An 18,819-nucleotide genomic window follows, 5' to 3' on the forward strand; every position below is an offset into this window, starting at 1 on the left:
TTCATCGCATGCGCACCCAGGTGAACAATCCGCCGATCCATGCGGCCAGCGGCAGGGCCGCGATGATCGCTGCTATTTCCACCCATTCGGCGGTCATCCGCACCAGCGGGGTGAACCTCGTAATCGGCACCAGCAGAGCGGCCAGCAGACCTGCGCCGCCGAAGCCGGCCAGTACCAGCGCTCCCCATAGCACCCCGTAGCCCGACGAAGCGGGCACGTGCACAACATATTTGACGACACCCACGCACAACGCCGCGGCGGCGCCGCAGACCAATGCGATCGCTTGCCGTTTGTCGGCGAACGCCCGCCCACGACTGATGAAGATCACCACAAACAGCCCGGCCAGCACCGCGGCCGCCGTGCTCCGGTCGTGGCCCGGCATCAGGGTGGCCCACACCGCGACGGGAAGTGACAGCCCGGCCCCGACGCAGATTCCGGTCAGGACGTTGTTGGCGTGGACCGCCGCGAGCGCGATCTGCGCACCGCGCGGCGTGGTGTCGGAATTTGCTTCCTCCTCGGCGCCCTCATCGACGGGCGACACCGCGTCGGCCGGTAGACCCGCGCTGCGCCGGAACAGATCGCGCCCGGTGATCGACCCGAAGTACGGCGGCCGGATCCGCGCGACCCACAGCGCGATCGTCGGGGCCATGGTCAGCAGCAGTAGCAGTGCGACGAGCGTGCACATGCCCAGCCATTGCGCGGGCGCCGGCCACCACATCCGGGCGGCGGCGACCGCGCCACCGAGTCCCAATACGGTCACCACGGTCGCTGCCACATTGGCGTGGCGCCCTGTCGCAGAAGTGATTCCGCAGGTGAGTACCGCGCCGGCCAAGGCGGCGATGAAGGCGTGCGCGGCCCCCAGGGGCCCGGGCGCACCGCCCGCAAGGCTCACCGTGAGCAACGGCAACGCGGTCCAGCCGAGCCCGTCGACCATGTCGGCGCGACCCGGCCACCAACGCCACACCGCGGCGGCGCCGCCGGCGATCAGGAGGCCGGCCACGCCGGTCACGATGGTGGGCATCAGGGAGTCGGTCGAGAAACGTTGGCGCACAGCCAGTCCCAGCAGGGTCAGCGAGACCAACGCCAGAATCACCAGCGCGGTGTGCGCGGCGGTTTGCAAGGTCACCGGCTCGAACAACGCCTTGCCCACCCGGGCCAGACCGGTGGACAACGACTCGTACTGCGGCTCGAACGATTCACCTGCGACCGCGGGAACCAGGGTCAGCGTGGCGCCGTCCTCGACGCCGAGTTCGTCGAAGGTCTTGGTGACATCCAGCCGAACACCGTTGGCCTTCTGCAGTTCGTATCCGATACCGGACTCGAGCCCGGTGAAGCCCCGGCGCTTGAGTTCCTCGTTGAGCAGCTCAACGACATTGTCGATGAAAGCCTCAATCGGCACCGAGGCCGGATACACCTGCGAAACGAGGTGTTCTCCACATACGACTGCGACCGCACAACGGGCTGGAAACGAAACCTTACCCACGTACGGGGTCATTAGCGCGGCCTGTCCGCATCTGGAATGTATTTGTCGGCCAATGCCGCGGTGATTTCGAAGAGGCGCAGGCGAGTTTTCTTCTTCAACTCATGCCGGGTGTCGATGATCCCGCCTTTTGCGAGGTAGGGGTCGTACGGCATGAACTCGACAGTCGCACCCGATTGTGCGAATCGCTCGGTGAGATAAGTTCGTGCCTCCGCATCGTATTTATCGCGGCTATCGTTCAGGATGACCATGCTGCGAGACACCAATTCGTGGTAACCCATCGATCGCAGCAGGTCGATCGCGCGGGTCACCGGCAACGAGGTGTCGGCCGTCAGGCCGGAAACGAACACCAACGTGTCGCACGCGTCGAGCACGGCCTTCATCACCGGGTGCTCAAGGTCGTCGGAGGTATCGACCACGATCACGGTGTGGGTGCGGCGCAGCCGCGACAGCACCCCGGAGAACATCGACGCAACCAGCGGCCGCGGCTGGTCCGATGCCCGGTTTCCGGCCAGCACGTCAAGACCAAGGCTGTTCTGCCCCAAGTGTTCTCGGATGTCGGCGTAGCCCTGGACATCGGTATCGTTGAGCACCGCCGCATAGTCGCCCGGCGGGGATTCGTCGATCCGCCCGGCCAGCGTGCCGAAACCAGGGGCGGCGTCGATCGCGACGACGTTCTCGGGCCGGCATTCCCGGAACACCGCACCGATGCAGGCGGTCATCGTGGTCTTGCCGACACCGCCCTTGCCCGAAATGACCCCGACGACGTATTGCTTACGGATGTGGCGCCGGATGCGCTCCTGCAATTCCCGATAATGTCTTTCTGACGGCGATTCGCCGAAATTAATGGCGTGGCCGGTAACCGTGTACAGGAATTTACGCCAGCCGCCGCCCGGCGGAATTTTTCGCGGGGCGACCATGTCGGAAATGCGTAGTGTTCCGGATACCGAATCTTGATTCTGGTAGTGCGGGGCGGGAGCTTCTCGCCGAGTCGGTCCGCCCTGTTCCGGAGAATTGGATGAGCCCGTCCACGGATTTGTCACGATGCCGATGCTATCATTTTCGCACTACCTTTCGACTACACGACTTTTCGGTAGGAAAACCATTCCTGGTCTGCGGGTAGCCGCCGCACCATCTGGTTGATCGCCGAACCGATGTTCGTCTTGGTCCCCGGGGCGACGATCATCCATTTCTTGCCGGCGGAAGGGACGTGTTCGGCGACCAGGCGTCCTTCCGGCGTATCGATGATCGTCACCGCGCCGTGGTCGATGTGGGTCCGGGTGGGCTGGCCGTTGTCCACCCCGGACTGGATCGCGATGATCGAGGCCTGGGCCGATCGGTCGGGATCGTTGGCCAGTTTCAGCATGTGCACCTGATCGGCATCGAGTCCTTGCTTGCCCAGGAATTCGTGCAGAGCTTTCAGATCGGTGGCGGCCGCACGCATGGCATCCGCGTCCAGTGTGACGGGACGCAACGGCGCGGGATCGCTTGCGCCGCATAACCGTTCGATCTGGGCGTTGATCACCGAGCTGGCCGCGCCCTCGCTGCTCGAGATTCCCACTCCGCCGATCCGGACCAGGTCTCCGGATCGTTCGATCGCGACCCACCACTGCGCGAACCGGGCCAGCATGGCCCGCGCCGGTTCACCGTTCTCGGCCAAGCGGAAGTGGATCATCAGCCCTACGTCTCGGCGGGATAGCACCGTCAGCCACTCGACGATCGCGCCGTCGACGGAGTCCGTTTCGTCGATCGCCCCGGCGGCCCGTAGTTCGACCGTCACCGGATGTGCCAGCGCCTTGTGCTTGGGCTCAACGCTGGGCAAATGTGGCCGCAGCCCCATTTCGGGAGCCAGGACCTCGATGCCGGTGAGTACCTGAAGGACCCACAAGCCATCCAATGAGGTGGTCAACACGGTCTTCCCTTAAAGCCAAGTGCGGGGCGCACGCTCGCGTGCGCCCCGCCAAACTGCGACTAGACGAAGAAGGTACCTATGTTCTGGTCAGTCGTTAGTACGTTGTCGTGCACCGTGTTCACTGTGTGTCCATGCAGGCTGACCGTCTGAATCATGTCCTGCAGCCCGTGCAGCATTTGCTGTTGGGCGTCGAAGAATGCCGTAGCGCCGTGGCCCTGAAAGAACTCGGTCAACGACTGGGTGATGTGGAGAACGTCATCGTGAATTTCCATCAGCTGCGCCGCTTGAGTTGCGATGTCACCGGTGAGGCCGCTGACCGCTGCGTGGTTGTAAGTGATCTGGTCTGACATGTTGATTGTTCCTTAACGAATAAATCTGTGGGATGGAATGGGTGGCACGCCGACTAGGTCGACTGGACGCCGCCGCCGCCGAAAACGCCATTGAGGCTGTGGGCCGAATCCGCTTCGTGGTGTTCCATCAGCGTCGCCGTCTGGCCCAGACCGTGCGCCAACCGGTTGCCGCCGGTCATGATCTGCTGCAGGTCATGCTGAATTTGGCCAGCCGTGTTCAGCGACGTCGACCCGGCCTGACCTGTCCACCCGGCGGCACTGACGATGTTCTCGTGGCCGCTCAGGTATTGATTGGCGATTGCGGCCGCCTCTTGCAATCGCGCTTCGATGCGTTGCTGTGAACTGCGGAGCAGTTCGGGCGTGACAACGATTGAGCTTGGCATGTTTTCCCCTTCGATTTCCCTAGGCTCCCCGACCTGGATATGGGTAAGAGTGTAGACAGGGATCGGGGTCTGTCACTTCAGTTGTTTTGCCTGCTGCACAGGCCTTGATCTACCCATTGCCGAATCGCGCAAAACACCTTGTCAAAGGCCGCTGGCGCCGTCAGCCGAGCCGTCACCGTCGGTGTCGGACAATCGAACGTCCCAGCGGCCGTCGCCGTCGGTGTCCACATAGCCGGTCAGGCCGCCCTCTTCTGCGCACAGCACCCGGTCGGCGACTCCGTTGCCGTCGACGTCCACCAGTCGATCATCCGGCTGGCCGCGGCCGTCGAAGTCGACTAACGGGCCGCCGGTGTGCTCGGCACCGTCGAGCCCGTACCAGCGCAGTCCCCCGGCCCGGTCGGCGGCTACCGCCCAGGTCCCTGACCCGTCGTCGGTGAAGTACGCCTCGGGCGTGCCGTCGTTGTCGAGGTCGAGCACGGCGTGATCGGCGAACCCGTCGCCGTCGAAGTCGCCGAGTGCATCGTCACGCATTCCGTCGTGATCGAAATCGAGCCCGATCGATTCGAGGCGGCCGTCGTGGTCGAGATCAAGGTCAGGTTGGCCGTGCCAGATGGCCGCGCCGTCGTCAGAGCCGATGCAGTAGTCCATGACCTTTCCGACGCGGCCCCACCGCGGCGGGTTCCGCCGCCCGTGCCGAATCAGCCCGGTGCGCGAAACCAAACCGGCGGATCTTTGGTCAGGTCGACATGGCTGTCTTGGACGCGCATGGCATCCCGATAAGTCGTCGGTTTGGAGTACTGCATCAACTCGGCCTTGTAGTTGAAGGTTCCAGAGAGATGAACTGTCAGGGCGTTGGGGTCCAAGTCGTAAGTCACGTCTTGGGTGTTTTCGAGAGTCTCAAGTTTCACACTGTCAGGGTCCACTCCGGGGGGTGGGGCCGGTTGAGGTGGGCACCCGTCTTTGGGGCAACACTCCGGCGGCTTGGCTACCCCTTTGAAGCAGTAGCGGAGTTCTGTGTCGACGGCCGCCAGGGAGGCCTGGCGCCCAGCATCATTGAGTGCGACGGTCGGTTGGAGACTCGGCCGATTGGTCGCGGGGGCAGTAAGCGCCTCGAGCAGCACCGCTTTCGATGGTGCGGTGATATCGATGTAGCGATTGACCGATCCGGCCTGAATGACACCGGGAAAAACCGAAATTGGACTGGCGCCGTGCGTCCCCACTCCATACACCGCAAGGGTTTTCATTGCTTCGTCCGCATTGGGCGGTTTGTCGATAGCGATGGCGGCCGTGGTGGCATCGAGCTTCCACTGACCATCTTTTTTGTGTGCCCAGATCACTACCTGGGTGGGCGTGACGCCGAATTTCGCGGCCAGGACGAGACGCTGGGCGTCGGGTGGGGTGGTCGGCTCCTGCGTCGGGTCGTTGGTGACCTTGATGTCGGTGATAGGTGTGGTGGCGAGCTGTGCCCGCAGCACCTTGTCGGTGAGCAACTCGGGTGTCGCCTGCTGGTCTGGCCCCAGCGACAGCGCGGTGCGGGCATCACCGACCGCGAGCGCCTCCAAGTAATGCTGCCCGGCCAGCCTGGCGGCCTCCCGATCTTGCTCGGCCCGCTTCGTGGCGTCGCCGCTCATGATTTTGCTTGTCGCAACGATCCCCACCGCTGCGACCAAGGCCAGTATCGCGAGCAGTGAAAGGCTCAGTAGCACAACGCGTTTGCGGCTGCGCGGTGGATTGGTACCGACATTCGGCCAGGGCGGTGCGCTCCGCGGGGGCGGTGGCATCGGTGGACCCGGGTATCCGGTGGAGGCGGGCGGTCGGTACCCACTGCGGGGCGGCGCGATTGGGCGGATGGCCTCGGTAGCGGCCGCGGCGACTGGCACGGTTTGTTCGGATGCCAGGAGCGGGCGCGGCTGGGTGAAGGGTGGCGTGCGCCCGGGGTCGACGTTCGGCAGGTGCTCGGTCAGCGCGGTCGCGAAATCGCTACAGCGGTCGTACCGCTCGGCCGGATTCTTGGCCAGCGCCCGCGCGAGGACCGGATTGGCGCTGGCCAGATCGGGCCGCAACCCACCCAATAGCGGCGCCGGCAACGTGAGGTGAGCGTTGATCACCGCCACCGGGCTGACATGAGGAAACAGCTTGGCCCCGGTGAGCAAATAGTAGGCGGTCGCTGCCAGCGCGTACTGGTCCGCGCGCCCGTCCAGCGGCCGGCCGGACAACTGTTCGGGGGCACAGTAATAGACGGTGCCCACCGTCATATTGGTCGCGGTCAGACCGGTTGCGTCATCAACGGGGCGGGCAATGCCAAAGTCACACAACAGGATTCGCGGCGGGCTGCCGTCATCGGGACGACTGATCATGATATTGCCCGGTTTGACGTCCCGGTGCAGCATCCCGCGGTGATGCGCATGATCCAGCGCGGCGCCGACGGCGGTTACGATCGCCGCCACTTTCTCGGCCGGCATGCCGCCGGGGTAGTCCTGGTCCATCAGCGCGCCCACATCAAGACCGTCGACGTAGTCCATGGCGATCCACAGCTGGCCTTCGAACTCGCCACGATCCTGCACGCCGACGATGTGTGGGTGCCACAGCCCGGCGGCCAGTTCGGCCTCGCGGTTAAATCGTTGCTGGTAATCGGGATCCGCCGACACCTCTGCAGCCAATATCTTCAAGGCCTCGAAGCGGGGTAGCCGCGGGTGACGCACCAAGTACACCTCACCCATACCGCCAGCGCCCAAAAGTTGCACCACGGTGTATCCCGCGAACTGCGCCCCTTCGCTTAACGGCATGCGCGCATCTTAGGCTCGCCGAAGGACTGCCGGGTGGTGTTTATCAACGGCCGGCCGTGCGGGTGAATACCGGGGGATCCTTGGTCAGATCCACGGTGCCGACCCAGTTCAGGGTCACCGTGTAGTCAGGGACACCGGCGGCATGGCCCTGATAGACGAGGCTGCCACCGATCGAGACCACCATCTTGGCGGCGTCAAAGTTGAGGGTTGTTTTGGTGAAATCACCGGGGCTGGCCGAGATGTCGATCGTGGGATTGTCCGGGCTGAGTCGGGGGCAGTCGGGTGGCGGCTCCGCTCCGCGGTAGCAGTAATGCACCCAGTTGTCGATGGCCGTCTTGGCCGCTTGGCGGCCCACATCGTTGAGCGCCGCTGCCGGCTTGATGGTGGGTCGGTCGGTGGCGCCGCCGAGCGCGTCGAGCAACACCGGCGGAGTCTGCGCGGAGATGTCGACGAAGCGGTTACTGGACGAGACGGACAGTGCGCCCGGGAAGACCGCGACCGGCGATGCCCCGTCGGTGGCAACACCCCACAGCGCAACCGCTTTCAGCGATGCGTCGGTGCTGCCCGGTGGTCCGATGTCGACAGCGACCGTCGCGGTGTCGAGTTTCCATTCGTCGCTATCGCGGCGCACGGCGACGCGGGCCTGTGACAGCGTCGGGCCGAACCTGGCGGACAGCATCAGATACTGCACTTGCTGCGGGTCGTCGCCGGCGGGCACCGGGGCCTGGGTCGCGGTGATAGCGCTGATCGGCATCGCGGCGAGCTGGGCACGTAGCACGTCTACGGTCGCGAATTGCGTTGTCGCCGGCGGATTTACACTCAGCGCGAGCGCGGCCGCGGCGTCGCCGCGAGCAAGCGCCTCCAGGTAGTGCTGCCCGGCGAGCCGGGCCGCTTCTTGCTGCTGCGGGCCTAGCTGGGTAGCGGCGTGACGACCGTGGTCGGTCAGTCGAGGGATCACCATGAGGGCGACGACGGCCACAACGGTGATCCCTGCCGTAAGCAAGGCAGCGATTCGCACTCCGCGCCGGCGGCCGAGCTTACGCCGTTGGACGCCGCTGGGCGGTGGGCCCGGTGCGACTGGTCGTGGCGGCCCGGGCGGCGCGTACCTGGGCGGAGGCGCCGGGGCGGGCCGAGTGAGTTCGGCAGTTGACGCATGCAGTTGGCCGGCCAGGGCTGCGGCGAAGTCGCTGCAGCGGTCGAACCGCTCGGCGGGGTTTTTCGCCAGCGCGCGGGCGAATATCCGGTCGGTGGCGGCCAGGTCCGGACGCAGCATGCCGGGCAGTGGCGGCGGCGCTGTCAGGTGCGCGCTGATCACCGCGACCGGGCTGGCGTTGGCAAACAGCTTGGCGCCGGTCAGCAGGTAATAAGCGGTAGCGGCCAGCGCGTACTGATCCGCGCGCCCATCGAGGGGGCTGCCCAACAGCTGTTCGGGCGCACAGTAGTCGACGGTGCCGACCGTCGCATTGGTCACCGTCAAGCCCGTGTTGTCATCGACAGGGCGGGCAATACCGAAGTCGCTCAACAGGATTCGTGGTGGGCTGCCGTCATCGGGTCGACTGATCATGATATTGCCCGGTTTCACGTCACGGTGCAGCAAGCCGCGGTGATGGGCGTAATCCAGCGCCGCGCCGACGGCGGTCACAATCGCCACCACTTCGCCCGGGGGCATCCCGCGCGAGTACTGCCGGTCCATCAGCGCGCGGGTATCGGGCCCGTTGACATAGTCCATGGCGATCCACAACTGGCCCTCGAACTCGCCGCGGTCGTGCACGCCGACAATATGGGGGTGCCACAGGCCGCCCGCCAGTTCGGCCTCGCGGTTGAAGCGTTGCTGGTAGTCGGGATCCGCCGACACATCGGCGCGCAGGATTTTCAGCGCTTCGAGACGGGGCAGCCGGGGATGGCGTACCGCGTAGACCTCACCCATGCCACCAATTCCGAGCAGCCGCCCCACGGTGTAGCCGGCGAACTGCGCCCCCTCGCCTAACGGCATGAGCAAATCCTAGAACTCGTCGGGGTCCCGAATGCTGCGGACTATTTACCCGGTCCCCCGGGATTGCCACCAGGCCAGTAGCTCGGCGGTGGCCTCCTCGTCGGTCAACGGTCCCCGGTCCAGCCGCAACTCCTTCAAGAACCGCCACGCCTCACCGACCTGCGGCCCCGCCGGGATGTCGAGCAACTCCATGATCCGGTTGCCGTCCAGATCGGGACGCACCCGCGCCAGATCCTCCTGAGCGGCCAGCTCGGCGATGCGCGCCTCGAGGCGGTCGTAGTTGGCCTGCAGCCGAGCGGCTCGGCGTTTGTTGCGGGTCGTGCAGTCGGCGCGCACCAGCTTGTGCAGCCGCGCGAGCAACGGCCCGGCGTCGGTGACGTAGCGGCGCACCGCGGAATCGGTCCACTTCCCGTCGCCGTAGCCGTGGAACCGCAGATGCAGATACACCAGCTGGGAGATGTCGTCGACCATCTGCTTGGAGTACTTGAGCGCCCGCAGCCGCTTGCGAGTCATCTTGGCGCCGACCACCTCGTGGTGGTGAAAGCTCACGCCGCCGTTGTCTTCGTGGCGTCTGGTGGCGGGCTTGCCGATGTCGTGCAGCAGCGCCGCCCAGCGCAGCACCAGATCCGGGCCTCCCTCGGGCGGGGGGTCTTCCAAGGCGACGGCTTGGCGCAGCACGGTCAGCGAATGCTGGTAGACGTCCTTGTGCTGGTGGTGTTCGTCGATGGCCATCTGCATCGCGCCGACTTCGGGCAGCACGACCTCACCCATCCCGGTCTGCACCAGTAGGTCGACGCCGGCCACCGGGTCGGCGCCCAACAGCAGCTTGTCCAGCTCGGCGGCCACCCGTTCGGCACTGATGCGGCCCAGCTGCGGGGCCATCTCCTCGATCGCCGTCCGCACCCGCGGGGCCACGCTGAACCCGAGTTGCGAGACGAACCGGGCGGCGCGCAGCATCCGCAGCGGGTCGTCGCCGAAGGACACCGCGGGCGCCGCCGGGGTATCCAGCACCCGGGCCCGCAGCGCCGCCAAACCGCCCAGGGGATCCAGGAACTCGCCCGGCCCGCTCGACGTGATGCGCACGGCCATCGCGTTCACGGTGAAATCCCGGCGCACCAAGTCGTCGTCGAGACGATCGCCGAATTGCACCTCGGGATTGCGCGACACCTGGTCGTAGGTGTCGGCCCGGAACGTGGTGATCTCCAGGCGGTGCTCGTCCTTGCCGACGCCCACGGTGCCGAATTCGATCCCGGTATCCCAGACCGCGTCGGCCCACCCCCGCACGATCCGCTGCACCTGCTCGGGGTGCGCGTCGGTGGTGAAGTCCAGATCGGGACTCAACCTGCCCAGCAGCGCGTCACGCACCGAACCGCCGACCAGATACAAGTCGTGTCCCGCGGCCTCGAACCGGGAGCCCAGTCCGCTCAGCAGCGCGGCATGCTGATTCAGGGCCTTCGCAGCCGACGTCAGCAGCTCCACTTCGGCGGCGGCTTCAGACACGTTCGATCAGCCTAGTCGCGCGCGGGCGGTCGTCGCGCCCGCACCAGCGGCGAGTGTGTCCAGAAGAACAGCTCGTGCCAGCTACTATCGCTTGGGTGTCGGATGGCGAACAAGCCAAACCACGTCGACGCCGGGGGCGCCGTCGGGGTCGTGGCGGTGTCGGTGCGTCCGAGAACGACGCCGACGCCAAAGTGACCGCCAACGCGGCGGCGGGCAACAAGCGCCGACCGCGCGCGCCGCGCCGGATGCCGGAGCGGTTGCGCACCGTGCACGAAACGTCCGCGGGCGGGCTGGTGATCGACGGCATCGACGGACCGCGCGACGGTCAGGTCGCGGCTTTGATCGGGCGCGTCGATCGGCGCGGGCGAATGCTGTGGTCGCTGCCCAAGGGGCACATCGAACTCGGCGAGACGGCCGAGCAGACCGCCATTCGCGAGGTTGCCGAGGAGACCGGAATTCGCGGCAGCGTGCTGGCCGCGCTGGGTCGCATCGACTACTGGTTCGTCACCGACGGTCGCCGGGTGCACAAGACGGTGCACCACTATCTGATGCGCTTCTCCGGCGGCGAGCTTTCCGACGAGGACCTCGAAGTCGCCGAGGTGGCCTGGGTGCCGATGCGGGAGCTGCCCTCCCGGCTGGCCTACGCCGACGAACGCCGCCTCGCCGAGGTCGCCAACGAGCTGATCGGGAAGCTGCAGAGCGACGGTCCCGCCGCGCTTCCACCGCTGCCCCCGAGCGCACCCCGGCGAAACCCGCAGACACATTCCCGAACCCGGCATTCCGACAAGCCCCCCGGTCGTAAGAACGGTCACGGGCCGGGGCCGTGACCGTTCTGCGACTCCGCTGGGCCGGTTTGTTGCGCCTTGCCGTCGTGGTCGGCATCGTGGCCGGTTTTGCGGTGCTGCTCACCGGGCCGATCGCTATGCCTCGCGCGGCGGCCGACGAGCCCGGAGCGACCCCGTTCGTCCGGGTCCGCATCGACCAGGTGACCCCGGACGTCGTCACCACGACGAGCCCGCCGGTCGTCACGGTCACCGGCATGGTGACCAACATCGGTGACCGTCCCGTCCGCGACGTGATGGTCCGCCTCGAACACGCCGCCGCGGTCGACGCGTCCGCAGGCCTGCGCACCTCGCTGGACGGCAGCACCGACCAGTACCAGCCGGCCGCCGAATTCCTCACGGTGGCACCGGAACTGCAGCGTGGGCAAGAAGTCGGTTTCACCCTGTCCGCCCCGCTGCGCTCGTTGGCCAAGCCGTCGCTGGGAATCGACCAGCCGGGGATCTACCCCGTGCTGGTCAACGCCAACGGAACACCCGACTACGGCGCGCCCGCGCGGCTCGACAACGCGCGGTTCCTGCTGCCCGTGATCGGGGTGCCGCCCGACCGCGCCGACTCCCTGGAATCCGCGGTCGCGCCCGACACCTCGAAACCCCTGTGGGTCACCATGCTGTGGCCGCTGGCCGACCGGCCGCGGTTGTCCCCGGGCCAACCCGGAGGCGCCATCCCGGTCCGGCTGGTCGACGACGACCTGGCCACCTCGCTGGCCACCGGCGGTCGCCTGGACATCCTGCTGTCCGCGGCCGAGGTCGCGACCAGCCACGACGTCGACCCCGACGGCGCGGTCGGCCGGGCACTGTGCCTGGCCATCGACCCGGATCTGCTGGTCACCGTCAACGCGATGACGGCCGGCTATGTCGTGTCCAACTCCCCCGACGGCCCCGCGCAACAACCGGGCACCCCGACGCACCCGGGCACCGGGCAGACCGCCGCGACCGGCTGGCTGAACCGGTTACGCGCGCTGGGCAGGCACACCTGCGTGGCGCCGCTGCCCTACGCGCAAGCCGATCTCGGCGCCCTGCAACGCGTCAACGATCCGGGCCTGAGCGCGATCGCCACCACCAGCGTCGGCGACATCATCGACCACATCCTGGACGTCCAATCCACCCGGGGCGCCACGCTGCTGCCCGAGGGCCCGTTGACGGACGGCGCGGTCGACCTGCTCGGCGCCAACAACAGCACGGTCGCCGTCGCCGCCGCCGACTTGGTCGCCCCGGACGCGCAAGGGTCGTCGGGACCCAGTGTCGACACCGCGCCCCGGCGGCTGTCTCCGCAGGTGGTGGTCGCGCCGTTCGACCCGGCGGTCGGGGCGGCGCTGGCCGGAGCGGGCAACAACCCCAGCGTCCCCACTTATCTGGACCCCTCGCTGACAGTCCGGCTCGCGCACGACTCGAGCACCGCGCGGCGCCAGGACGCCCTGGGCTCCATGTTCTGGCATGCCCTGGACAGAGACGCCCCGCCGCGCACCCAAATCCTGGTCCCGCCGGCGACCTGGAACCTGCAAGCCGATGACGCGCAGGTCATCCTGACGGCGCTGGCCACCACGATCCGATCCGGTTTGGGAGTGCCGCGACCTCTTGCGGCGGTGATCGCCGAAGCCCAAGCCGTGGACGCGGCCCACACCCCGCCGCCGCTGGACGGCCCCACCCCGGAGCGCGGCCGCTTCGGTGAGAACGTCGTCGCCGACATCAACGGTCAAGTTGGCCGGCTGTGGAAGCTGACCTCGGCGTTGAGTACCGACGAGCGCACCGGGCTGACCGGCGTCCAGTACACCGCGCCGCTGCGCGAAGACATGCTGCGTTCGTTGAGCCAGTCGGAGTCACCCGATACCCGCAACGGGCTGGCCCAGCAGCGACTGGCGGTCGTCGGGAACACGATCAACGACCTGTTCGGCGCGGTGACGATCGTCAACCCGGGCGGCTCCTACACGCTGGCCACCGAGCACAGTCCGCTGCCGGTGGCGTTGCACAACGGCCTCGCCGTGCCGATCAAGGTCCGCCTGCAGGTCGACGCGCCGCCGGGGATGACCGTGAGCGACGTCGGGCAGATCGAATTGCCGCCCGGCTACCTGCCGCTGCGGGTACCGATCGAGGTGAACTTCACCCAACGCGTCGCCATCGACGTGACGCTGCGAACTCCGGACGGCACGCGGCTGGGCGAACCGGTACGCATGTCGGTGCACTCCAACGCCTATGGCAAGGTGCTGTTCGCGATCACCCTGACCGCCGCGGCGGTGCTGGTGCTGCTCGCCGGCCGACGGCTGTGGCACCGGTTCCGCGGCCAGCCCGACCGCGCCGACCTGGACCGCCCCGACCCGCCCCACCGACCCGCCGACGCGGGACGTGAGGTCGGCGGTCGCGTCGACGAAGAGCACCGCGTATGAAACCCGCCTACCGGCGGTCCCATGCACAGCAGCCGCCGCAGCGGCAACCACCGCCACAGCGACCACCCGGGCCGCCGCCACCGGGCCGGATTCCGCCGCCGACGGGACAGATCCCCCTGGGCCCCCCGGGCCCTGCCCTGCCCACGCGGCGGGTGGAGCTGTCCGACGCCGCACTGGTGTCGCGCTCGTGGGCAATGGCGCTGGCGACGCTGGTCAGCCGGATCACCGGATTCGCCCGGATCGTGGTGCTGGCCGCGATCCTGGGCGCGGCGCTGTCCAGCTCCTTCTCGGTGGCCAATCAGCTGCCGAACCTGGTTGCCGCCCTCGTGCTGGAGGCAACCTTCACCGCGATTTTCGTGCCGGTGCTGGCCCGGGCCGAACAGAGCGACCCCGACGGCGGTGCGGCGTTCGTCCGGCGCCTGGTCACGGTGACCACCACGCTGCTGGTGTTCGCCACCGCGGTGTCGGTGGTGGCCGCGCCACTGTTGGTCCGGCTGATGCTGGGCCGCAGCCCGCAGGTCAACGAGCCACTGACGACCGCGTTCGCCTACCTGCTGCTGCCGCAGGTGCTCGCCTACGGCCTCACGTCGGTATTCATGGCAATCCTGAACACCCGCAACGTTTTCGGGCCGACGGCATGGGCGCCAGTCGTCAACAACGTCGTCGCGGTGGCGACCCTGGTGGTGTATCTGGCCGTGCCCGGTGAGCTATCGGTCGACCCCGTCCGGATGGGCAACGCCAAGCTGCTGGTGCTCGGCATCGGCACCACGCTGGGCGTGTACGCCCAGACCGCGGTGCTGCTGATTGCGCTGCGCCGCGAGCGCATCAGCCTGCGCCCGCTGTGGGGAATCGACGCGCGACTCAAGCGGTTCGGCGCGATGGCCGCCGCGATGGTGCTCTACGTGCTGATCAGCCAGCTCGGCCTGGTGGTGGGCAACCAAATTGCCAGTACCGCAGCGGCTTCCGGTCCCGCGATCTACAACTACACCTGGCTGGTGCTGATGCTGCCATTCGGCATGATCGGCGTGACGGTGCTGACCGTCGTGATGCCGCGACTGAGCCGCAACGCCGCGGCCGGCGACACGAAGGCCGTACTCGCCGACCTGTCGCTGGCCACCCGGCTGACCTTGATCACGCTGATTCCGATCGTGGCGTTCATGACCGTCGGCGGGCCCGCGATCGGCAGCGCGTTGTTCGCCTACGGCCACTTCGGCGGGGTCGACGCCGGTTACCTGGGCGCCGCAATCGCGTTGTCGGCGTTCACGTTGATCCCTTACGGGCTGGTGCTCTTGCAGCTGCGCGTCTTCTACGCGCGGGAGCAGCCCTGGACGCCGATCGTGATCATCCTGGTCATCACGGCGGTCAAGATCGCCGGCTCGGTGCTCGCCCCGCACGCGACCGATGACCCTCAGCTGGTGGCCGGGTTCCTCGGGCTGGCCAACGGGCTCGGGTTTGTGGCCGGTGCGCTCGTCGGCTACTACCTGCTGCGGCGCGCCCTGCTGCCGTCCGGCGGCCAACTCATCGGGGTCGGGGTGGTACGCACCGTCCTGGTGACGATCGTCGCGTCGATGCTCGCCGGCCTGATTGCGCACGTCGCCGACCGGCTACTGGGACTGGGCGCGTTAACCGCACACGGTGGCGCCGCCGGCTCGCTCCTGCGGCTGTCGGTGCTCGCGTGCATCATGCTGCCGATCATGGTGGCGGTCATGGTCCTCGCGCAGGTCCCGGAGGCGGCGACGGTGATGGCGGCCGTCAGGCGCCGGATCGGCGGCCGCGGCGCCGGCCCACACGCGGTGCGAGAATCCCGCCCGTCGGCTGTGCCACGGGGATCGTCCCCACGGGACCCCGTCACGTACCCTGAGCAGAGGAATTCGTCCCCGCCGGGGGCCCCTGCGCTTCAGGAGGTGGTCCAGGAGCCGATCCGGCGCAGGCCTCCGGATCGAGCAGGCGATGCCCGGCTAGCGAAAGGACCGGAGGTGACCGACCGCCCCTTGGAACGCCCCGCGTCCGGCCCCGGGTCCGGCGGCGAGTTCCCACGTCCGGCTGCCGACGACTTTCAGCCCGACATTCCCCCCGCGCGCAGGCCCGAACCGTCGGTCCCGCCCCTGGCGGAGCATCGCAACGGCGACTTGGTCCGCGATCGCGGCGCCGAATCGTCGGGCGACGATGTGCACCTGGTTCCCGGCGCCCGTATCGCCGGTGGCCGGTATCGGCTGCTGGTCTTCCACGGCGGTGCGCCGCCCCTGCAATTCTGGCAGGCCCTCGACACCGCGCTGGACCGTCAAGTGGCGCTCACATTCGTCGACCCGGACGGCGCACTGCCCGAAGAGGTGCTGCAGGAAATCCTGTCGCGCACGTTGCGGCTCAGCCGGATCGACAAGGCCGGCATCGCCCGCGTGCTCGACGTGGTCCACTCCAGTCATGGTGGCCTGGTCGTCGCGGAGTGGATTCGCGGCGGCTCGCTCCAAGAGGTGGCGGACACCGCGCCGTCGGCCGTCGGTGCCGTCCGGGCGATGCAGTCGCTGGCCGCGGCCGCCGATGCCGCCCACCGCGCCGGGGTCGCCCTGTCGATCGACCACCCCAGCCGGGTTCGGGTCAGCATCGACGGCGACGTCGTGCTCGCCTACCCGGCGACGATGCCCGACGCCAACCCAGAGGACGACATCCGCGGAATCGGCGCCTCGCTCTACGCGCTGTTGGTCAACCGGTGGCCGCTGCCGGAATTCGGGGCGCGCAGCGGGCTCGCACCGGCCGACCGCGATGGATCGGGCCTTCCGGTCGAGCCCAACGCCATCGATCGCGACATTCCCTTCCAGATCTCCGCAGTCGCCGTGCGGGCAGTTCAGGAAGATGGCGGAATCCGCAGTGCGTCAACGCTTTTGAACCTCCTGCAACAGGCCACCGCGGTGGCCGACCGCACCGAAGTGCTCGGCCCGATCGACGACTCGCCGCCCCCTGAGGCCCCTCGTCCGAGCGGCCGGGAGTACGCCACCCTGGTGCGCCGGCGCCGCAACCTGGCGATCGGTGGCGCCGCGGCACTCGTGATCATCGTGGTCGCGTTGTTGGTGCTGGCGTCGGTCGTCAGCAAGATCTTCGGCAATGTCGGCGGCGGCCTCAACAAGGACGAGCTCGGGCTCAACGGGCCGAGTTCGTCGAGCTCCTCGTCGTCGACGAGTCCCGCAGCGTCGGGCAGCGTCGTCAAACCCACGCGGGCCACGGTCTTCTCCCCCGACGGAGATCCCGACAACGCGGGTACCGCCGGCCAGGCCATCGATGGCGACCCCACCACCGCCTGGGCGACCGAGGTGTATACCGACGCTGTGCCGTTCCCCAGCTTCAAGCAGGGCGAAGGGTTGATATTGCAGCTGCCGCAACCCACCGTGGTCGGCCAGGTCACCATCGACACCCCGAGTACCGGCACGAAGGTCGAGATTCGCTCCGCCTCCACAGCTTCGCCGTCAAAACTCGAGGACACCACCGTGCTGGCCCCGGCGTTCACGCTCAGGCCCGGTCATAACGTCATCCCGGTCAGGGCGGGCGCGCCGACGTCGAACCTGCTGGTGTGGATCTCCACCTTGGGGACCACCAACGGCAGGAGCCAGGCCGGTCTCTCGGAGATCACCGTTCAAGCCGCATCCTGAGACTCACAACCACGCCCTCTAGTGAAGTGCCGCGGGACCACCGATTGGTTACTGTCCGGCCGTGGGCTTCAGGGGGTACATCCAGCAGGAACGCAGTGATGCCGAACTGCTGGCCGCCCACGTCGCCGGCGACCGCGACGCCTTCGGCGAGTTGTTCGGGCGCCACCGACGTCAGCTGCACCGGCTGGCCCGGCTGACCACCCGCTCTCCCGAGGACGCGGAAGACGCACTGCAGGATGCCATGCTGTCGGCGCACCGGGGCGCCGGTTCGTTTCGGTATGACGCCGCGGTCGGCAGCTGGCTGCACCGGATTGTGGTCAACGCCTGCCTGGACCGGTTGCGGCGCACTAAATGCCACCCGACGACGCCGCTCGAGGACGTCCACCCGGTGCCCGATCGCACGGCTCAGGTCGAAACGGCCATGCTGGTGCAACGCGCACTGATGCGTCTTCCCGTGGAGCAGCGCGCCACCATCGTGGCGGTGGACATGCAGGGCTACTCGATCGCCGACACCGCCGCGCTGCTGGGCGTCGCCGAGGGCACTGTCAAGAGCCGATGCGCCCGGGCCCGGGTGCGGCTCGCCCAGCTGCTCGGCTACCTGGACGCCGGCGCCCACCCCACGCCCGAGCGCCCCGCCGGTCAGCACTAAGGGCCGGGCGTGACCATCCGTCTGGGCATGACGGACACTGGGGCGGATGGGCGAACCGAAGAACGAACCGGCGGATCACGACCCGGATCACGATGCGGCTGGAGCGGGCCCGTCGCCGACGGTCGAGTCGCTCGCCGACCTCCAGGCCGGTCTGCTCGACGACGACACCGCCGCCCGGCTGCGTAGACACGTCCGCGAAGACCCCGGCGCCGCAGGCGTGCTGCGCGCGTTGAACCGAGTGCGGCGTGACGTCGCGGCCCTCGGCGCCGACCCGGAATCCGCACCGGAACCACCGGCCGGGGTGACCGCCCGGATCTCCGAGTCGCTGCGGTCGGCGGGTCCGGACCGCCCGCCGGGCGTGGCCACCCACTCCGCGCGCCCGCGCCTACGGCCCACCCGGATGGCCGCCGGTGCCGCTGGTGTGGGCGCAGTGCTCGCCGCGATCGGCTTCGGCACGGCCGCGCTGCTCAACGCTCCCGAACCCACGCCGAGCACACCGGCCACCGCCGAGCACATCACGGTGTCGACTCCACCCATGGCGATCCCGCTGTCGGCCGCCGATATCGTCGGCCTGCTCGGCCGGACCCCGGATTACGGCCCGCTCGGCGACCCGTCCCGGCGCGCATCCTGCCTCGGTGGCCTCGGCTATCCCGCGTCCACGCAGGTGCTGGGCGCGCGGCCGATCGAGATCAACGCCCGCCCCGGCGTGCTGCTGGTGCTCCCCGCCGATACACCGGCCGACCTGGCGGTCTTTGCGGTGGCGCTGAACTGCAGCGCCGCCGATACGGGGCTGTTAGCCAGCACCCAGATTCCCCGCCCTTAAGGTGGTGCCACGTGTTGCGCAACACGACCGGGAACACCCGCGCCTACGCTGGCGTTCGACACGATTGAACAAGTCTGTA

At 68.0% G+C, this 18,819-nt stretch carries 14 protein-coding genes; 5 read left to right on the forward strand and 9 right to left on the reverse strand.

Annotation, left to right across the window (positions count from 1 at the left end; genetic code table 11):
- Position 1 precedes the first annotated feature (1 nt).
- From eccD to OK015_RS01360, 9 genes are all read right to left on the reverse strand, one after another.
- The gene (eccD, locus tag OK015_RS01320; protein ID WP_268128657.1) at positions 2 to 1,495 is read right to left on the reverse strand and encodes a type VII secretion integral membrane protein EccD; all 1,494 of its coding nucleotides are present in this window, start codon (positions 1,493 to 1,495) and stop codon (positions 2 to 4) included.
- Entirely contained in the window at positions 1,495 to 2,523 is a 1,029-nt protein-coding gene (locus OK015_RS01325; protein WP_326498511.1) for a MinD/ParA family ATP-binding protein, read from the reverse strand. Before OK015_RS01325 ends, eccD begins: the two co-directional genes overlap by 1 nt.
- A gap of 35 nt (positions 2,524 to 2,558) precedes the next feature.
- Positions 2,559 to 3,392: an ESX secretion-associated protein EspG gene (locus OK015_RS01330; protein WP_268128658.1), complete on the reverse strand. Its 834-nt coding sequence runs from the start codon at positions 3,390 to 3,392 to the stop codon at positions 2,559 to 2,561.
- 59 nt (positions 3,393 to 3,451) lie between these two features.
- Positions 3,452 to 3,742 (reverse strand): WXG100 family type VII secretion target, encoded by a 291-nt coding sequence (locus OK015_RS01335; RefSeq protein ID WP_268128660.1) that lies wholly within the window; start codon positions 3,740 to 3,742, stop codon positions 3,452 to 3,454.
- 53 nt (positions 3,743 to 3,795) lie between these two features.
- Positions 3,796 to 4,125: a WXG100 family type VII secretion target gene (locus OK015_RS01340; RefSeq protein WP_268128662.1), complete on the reverse strand. Its 330-nt coding sequence runs from the start codon at positions 4,123 to 4,125 to the stop codon at positions 3,796 to 3,798.
- Between the two features lie 141 nt (positions 4,126 to 4,266).
- Positions 4,267 to 4,773: a pullulanase gene (locus OK015_RS01345; protein WP_268128663.1), complete on the reverse strand. Its 507-nt coding sequence runs from the start codon at positions 4,771 to 4,773 to the stop codon at positions 4,267 to 4,269.
- 50 nt (positions 4,774 to 4,823) lie between these two features.
- Positions 4,824 to 6,911, reverse strand: a complete 2,088-nt coding sequence (locus tag OK015_RS29165; RefSeq protein WP_442791184.1) for a serine/threonine-protein kinase — start codon at positions 6,909 to 6,911, stop codon at positions 4,824 to 4,826.
- Positions 6,912 to 6,954: 43 nt separating this feature from the next.
- Positions 6,955 to 8,904 carry a serine/threonine-protein kinase gene (locus OK015_RS29170; RefSeq protein ID WP_442791185.1) on the reverse strand — a complete coding sequence of 650 codons (1,950 nt, stop codon included), beginning with the start codon at positions 8,902 to 8,904 and terminating at the stop codon, positions 6,955 to 6,957.
- Positions 8,905 to 8,949: 45 nt separating this feature from the next.
- Positions 8,950 to 10,404: a CCA tRNA nucleotidyltransferase gene (locus tag OK015_RS01360; RefSeq protein ID WP_268128664.1), complete on the reverse strand. Its 1,455-nt coding sequence runs from the start codon at positions 10,402 to 10,404 to the stop codon at positions 8,950 to 8,952.
- Between the two features lie 95 nt (positions 10,405 to 10,499).
- On the opposite strand from OK015_RS01360, the gene OK015_RS01365 reads away from it, so the two are divergent.
- The 5 genes from OK015_RS01365 (at position 10,500) to OK015_RS01385 (ending at position 18,740) form a co-directional block, all read left to right on the forward strand.
- Entirely contained in the window at positions 10,500 to 11,231 is a 732-nt protein-coding gene (locus OK015_RS01365; protein ID WP_268128666.1) for an NUDIX hydrolase, read from the forward strand.
- Positions 11,228 to 13,627 carry a DUF6049 family protein gene (locus tag OK015_RS01370; RefSeq protein ID WP_268128667.1) on the forward strand — a complete coding sequence of 800 codons (2,400 nt, stop codon included), beginning with the start codon at positions 11,228 to 11,230 and terminating at the stop codon, positions 13,625 to 13,627. The genes OK015_RS01365 and OK015_RS01370 overlap by 4 nt, the downstream gene beginning before the upstream one ends.
- Positions 13,624 to 17,268, forward strand: coding sequence for a lipid II flippase MurJ (locus OK015_RS01375; RefSeq protein WP_268128668.1), 3,645 nt, complete (start codon positions 13,624 to 13,626; stop codon positions 17,266 to 17,268). The genes OK015_RS01370 and OK015_RS01375 overlap by 4 nt, the downstream gene beginning before the upstream one ends.
- A 61-nt stretch (positions 17,269 to 17,329) precedes the next feature.
- Positions 17,330 to 17,917 (forward strand): RNA polymerase sigma factor SigM, encoded by a 588-nt coding sequence (gene sigM / locus OK015_RS01380; protein ID WP_268128669.1) that lies wholly within the window; start codon positions 17,330 to 17,332, stop codon positions 17,915 to 17,917.
- Positions 17,918 to 17,963: 46 nt separating this feature from the next.
- The gene (locus OK015_RS01385) at positions 17,964 to 18,740 is read left to right on the forward strand and encodes a hypothetical protein (RefSeq protein WP_268128671.1); all 777 of its coding nucleotides are present in this window, start codon (positions 17,964 to 17,966) and stop codon (positions 18,738 to 18,740) included.
- Positions 18,741 to 18,819 lie beyond the last annotated feature (79 nt).

The organism is Mycobacterium sp. Aquia_216, assembly GCF_026723865.1.
Classification (GTDB): domain Bacteria; phylum Actinomycetota; class Actinomycetes; order Mycobacteriales; family Mycobacteriaceae; genus Mycobacterium.